Raw genomic sequence first — 3361 nt, forward strand, 5'->3', positions numbered from 1 at the left:
CGCCCGGGCCGATCCGGGGGGTGTGGCCGGCAGGCCGGGGCGCGCGGGCGTGGGTACCCGCCGGGGCGAGGGTGGGCGGGGGCGGGGCCGTCGGGGGGTCGGGGGGGGGGGTCTACCTGCGCTCCGACAGCCCGTCGATGCTGCGGCTGGCGGTGCTGGCGGGGCTGCCGGGGCCGCTGTTCCGCCCGTGGTGGCAGACGGTCGTCAACCGCCCCTACCCCGTCGCCGAGGCCTACCGCTCCGGTCAGGCCGTGCTGCTCGCCGACGCCGAGGCGTCCATGCGCCGCTTCCCGCAGCTGGCGGCCGGTCTGCCGTACCCGTTCGGTTCGCTGTACGAACCGCTGGCCGACGGCGACGACCGGTTCGGGGTGCTGATGGTGCTGCGCCCGGCGACCCCGGGCCGGCCGGTGGGCCCCTCCGACCGCCGGCGGCTGCGCGAGGCGGCCGCCCGGCTGAGCCGGGAGCTGGCCGGGCTGTCCGCGGCGGGCGTCCGCGTGGCGTGGGACGACGATCCCCGGTGCTTCCAGCTGCCGCTGCTGCGTCCCGCCCCGGCCCTGGCGGCCGCCGGGCGGTTCTCCTGGGACCCGGCCGGGCCACCGCCCGCCGAGCTGGTGGCCGGCTGGCCGGCCGCGGACCTCGACGGGCTGCGGGCCGCCGCGGGCGCCTTGGTCGAGGGCCGGGCCGGGCGGTCGTACCTGCTGCCGGTGCAGGGTGCGCAGGGGCAGCCCGCCACGCTGGAACTCGACCGGACGGACGGCGGCCGGGTGACCGGGAGCCTGCTCGCCGTCGCGCCCGGCGCGGCCGCGGACCGGCTGCCGCAGGCCGTGATCGGGCTGGACCGGCTCGCCCGGGTCCGGTACGTCAACCGCGGCGCCCGCGACCTGCTGGGGCCGGAGCCGTGCGGGCACGAGCTGTGGGAGGCCCTGCCGTGGCTGGGCGGCCCCGCCCACGAGGACCACCTCCGGGCGGTGTGGATGTCCGGCGAACCGGTGGACTTCCCGGCCCGCCACCCGTACGGCGTCTGGCAGTCGGTCGCGTTGTACGCCGACCGGGTCGGGGTGACCGTGCAGCTGACCCCGGCCGAGCGGCCGGTGTACGCGCCGGGTTCGGTGCTGGGGCCCGGCAAGGGCCTGGGCTCGCCCGCCGACCGGGCTTCCGCGCTCTACCGGCCCATCTCCCTGGCGATAGCTCTCACCGAGGCGGTGACCGCCCAGCAGGTCTCCGCGGTGGTCACCGAGGAGCTGCTGCCGGCGTTCGGCGGCCGGCAGCTCGCCATCTACCTCCTCAGCGAGCAGCACCTCCACCTCGCCTGGGAGACGGGCTTCCCCGCCGGCTTCCTCGACCCGTTCGACGGAGTGGGGCTGGACGCGCGGCTGCCGGGTGTGGAGACGCTGACCACCGGGCGGCCCATCTTCTTCGAGTCGATGCAGCAGTTGGCCGCCGCCTACCCGGGCATCCTGCTCGACGCCAGTGTCGGGGCCCGCGCCTTCCTGCCGCTGATCGCGTCGGGCCGCCCGGTCGGCTCCTGCATCCTCGGCTTCGACGCGCCGCGCGGCTTCAGCCCGGAGGAGCGTACGGTGCTCACCGCGCTCGCCGGGCTCATCGCGCAGGCCCTGGAGCGGGCACAGCGATACGACACCGAGGCCGCGCTCGCCCGCGGGCTCCAGGCGGCGCTGTTGCCGAACCGGCTGCCGGTGCTGGAGCACGTCGACACGGTCGGCCGGTACCTGCCGGGCACCCAGGGCATGGACGTGGGCGGCGACTGGTACGACGTGATCACGACCGGCGACGGCCTGCTGGCCCTGGTCATCGGCGACGTCCAGGGGCACGGGGTGGCGGCCGCCGCGACGATGGGGCAACTGCGCAGCGCTGTACGGGCGTTCTCGCTGAGCGGGAACACTCCGCAGGATGTGGTGGGCGGCACCAACCGGCTGCTCATCGACCTCGACCCCGGCCAGATCGCGAGCTGCTGCTACGTGCTGCTCGACCCGGCCACCGGCACCGCCCAGGCCGTCCGGGCCGGCCATCCGCAGCCCCTGCTGCGGGCACCGGACGGCCGGACCGCGGTGCTGGACCTGCCGGGCGGCGTGGTGCTCGGCGTGGACGCCGAGGCCGGGTACCCGGTCACGGAGCTGGTCCTGGACCCGGGTTCCGTGCTCGCCCTGTACACCGACGGGCTCGTGGAGCAGCCGGGCGCGGACATCGACGACGGCGTCGAGCAGTTGCGCAGGGCGCTCGCGCACGCCGACCCGGACCAGCTGGCGGACACCGCGGACCGGCTGATCAGCAAGGCCGGGCAGGCACCCGACCGCCCGGACGACATCGCCCTGCTGCTGGCCGCCCGCACGGCGTGAACGGCGGTCGGCAGGGGGTCGGGAGGGCGTCGGCAGGGCGTCGGCCCGGACCAGCACCTGACGACCAGGTCGGGCTCGGTCGGGCGCGGGCGGGTCGGCGCGTGTCGTCGTGTGCGCAGGCCGGGTGCGCGTGCCACGCTCGGGCGTCATGAACCCCGGCACGACCTCCGCCGCCCGCTGATGGCACCCGCCGCGGCGCGCGACGAAGAAGCGCGGTCCTCCCTCACCCTGGTCATGATCGTCCTGACTGCGGTCACCGGGCTGGTCGAGGCGGTGAGCCTGCTGGCGCTCGGGCCGGCCTTCACCGCGATGCAGACCGGCAACCTCCTCTTCCTGTCCTTCGGCGCCGCGGGGGCGGGCCACCTGCCCACCCTCGGTCCCGCGGTCTCGCTGGCCGCCTTCGCCGTGGGTGTGGTGGCCGGGGCGCGGCTGGAGGCCGCGGTCCAGGCGCGCGGGCGGCGGTGGTTCGTGGTGGCACTGGCGGCGGAGGGCGCGCTGATCGCCTGCGCGGCCGTCGTCGGGTGGGGTCTGGCGCCGCACTACGGCGCGCCGACCGGCCGCCAGATGGCGGTGACCGGCGTCCTGGCGTGCGCGATGGGGATGCGCAACGTCACGAGCATGCGGGTCGGTGTCCCCGGCATGCCGACCACCCTGGCGACCCGGACCCTCACCGCCTTCCTGGGCTCGGTGCCGGGGCACGACAGCGCGTTCGGGCGGGACACCGCGACGTGGTTCCGGCGGGGTGCGTCGCTGCTGGCCCTGTTCACCGGCGGGGCGGTGGGCGCCGCGATGGTCGGGGCGGGTCTGCCGGTGAACCAGCTGCTCGCCCCGGCGGCACTCCTGGTCCTGGCCCTCGCGGCCTACCGCCTCACCCGGCCCCGCCTGAGTACGGCTTGAGCACGGCCTGACCTGAGCACGGCTTGAGCACGGCCTGACGGGCCGGCTGCCCGGACCGCGGCCGCCACCGGCAGGTCGCGGCCGCCGCCCGCGCTCGGGCAGGTCCGCGC

Annotated in this window: 2 protein-coding genes; both read left to right on the forward strand. The window is 77.0% G+C overall.

Annotation, left to right across the window (positions count from 1 at the left end; all coding sequences use genetic code 11):
* The first annotated feature begins 137 nt into the window (after positions 1–137).
* Positions 138–2354, forward strand: coding sequence for a SpoIIE family protein phosphatase (locus GPJ59_RS34775; RefSeq protein ID WP_219672031.1), 2217 nt, complete (start codon positions 138–140; stop codon positions 2352–2354).
* Positions 2355–2534: 180 nt separating this feature from the next.
* A complete protein-coding gene (locus GPJ59_RS34780; protein ID WP_219672033.1) occupies positions 2535–3251 on the forward strand; it encodes a YoaK family protein in 717 nt (238 codons plus the stop codon).
* The last annotated feature ends 110 nt before the right edge of the window (positions 3252–3361 follow it).

Origin of the sequence: Streptomyces bambusae (genome assembly GCF_019400985.1) — a bacterium.
GTDB classification, from domain to species: domain Bacteria; phylum Actinomycetota; class Actinomycetes; order Streptomycetales; family Streptomycetaceae; genus Streptomyces; species Streptomyces bambusae_A.